Source organism: Stenotrophomonas sp. CCNWLW57 (genome assembly GCF_037203925.1).
GTDB lineage: Bacteria > Pseudomonadota > Gammaproteobacteria > Xanthomonadales > Xanthomonadaceae > Stenotrophomonas > Stenotrophomonas rhizophila_A.
Window position 1 is genome coordinate 1 of record NZ_JBBCBJ010000013.1, and the last position, 1,089, is coordinate 1,089.

Genomic DNA, 1,089 nt, shown 5'->3' on the forward strand with positions numbered 1-1,089 from the left:
CCGAGTGCGATGGAGCACTGCACCACCGCCACCATCAGCCCGCCGCCGGCCTCTGCGTTGTCAGTGAAAGTGCGGGCCAGCCAGCTCCACCAGCCCACCGGCGCGGCCGTTGCCAGCAGGCCCCATGCCGAGAGCAGCGCGGCGGTCGGCCAAAGCTGGGGCCCCAGTGCAACCAAGGCCACGGCAATGAGCGCCATCAAGGCCGGAATGGTCACAAGCGTTCGGTAAAGCCCACGCCTGATGAACGCGCCAATGACGAGCGTGCCCACGAAGCCGCTTACGCCGATGGCCAGCAGCACCAGTGGTACAGCAGACGTTCCCGCACTGGTCACCCGCTCCAGGAACGGCCGCACGTAAGTGAACAAGGCAAATTGCCCCATGAAGAAGGCGCCGCAGGCAAGCATGCCAAGTACCACCACACGCCGCTGGAACAGCGCGACCAGCCCGCTTTGTGACTGCCCGCTCTCCGCGGGCATGGAGGGCAGACAAACCCACTGCCATGCGAGGGCTATTGCAGCCACCGGCAGAAGGCACAAGAAAGCGCCGCGCCATCCGATCATGCCGCCCAGGTAGCTGCCCAATGGCGCCGCAACTACCGTTGCAAGCGCGTTGCCGCTGTTAAATATCGCCAAGGCGCGCGGAACCTTCGCAGCCGGAACCAGCCGCATTGCCGTTGCGGCAGAGAGCGACCAGAACCCACCGATCACCACGCCAATCAGTGCACGCCCCATCATGTAGACCGGATAGTTCGGAGCCAGGGCCACCACCACACCGGACACTGCCATCAATGCGGTGAGGATCAGCAGCAACGTTCGTCGGTTCATGTTGCCCGCCAACCGGGAGATCGACAGGCTGGTCAGCACCGCAAAGGCTCCCGAAATGGCAATGCCGTACCCGGCAAGCCCCTCGGTCACGCCCAGATCTGCCGCCAAGGGAGTAAGCAGGCTCACCGGCATGAATTCCGAGGCTATCAACGCGAAGACGCATAGCGTCATCGCGAGCACGCCCCCCCAGTTTGAGCGATCTGCGATTGCGTGTGTGCGGCTCATTTCCCGGCCAGGCCGCGCTGGAAGAACGTCGTCAGTTTCT

At 64.1% G+C, this 1,089-nt stretch carries 1 protein-coding gene; it reads right to left on the reverse strand.

Going from position 1 to position 1,089, the window contains the following annotated elements:
- On the reverse strand, positions 1-1,049 hold a 1,049-nt coding region (locus tag V9K91_RS19205; protein WP_336443804.1), incomplete at its 3' end, for an MFS transporter.
- Between the last annotated feature and the right edge of the window lie 40 nt (positions 1,050-1,089).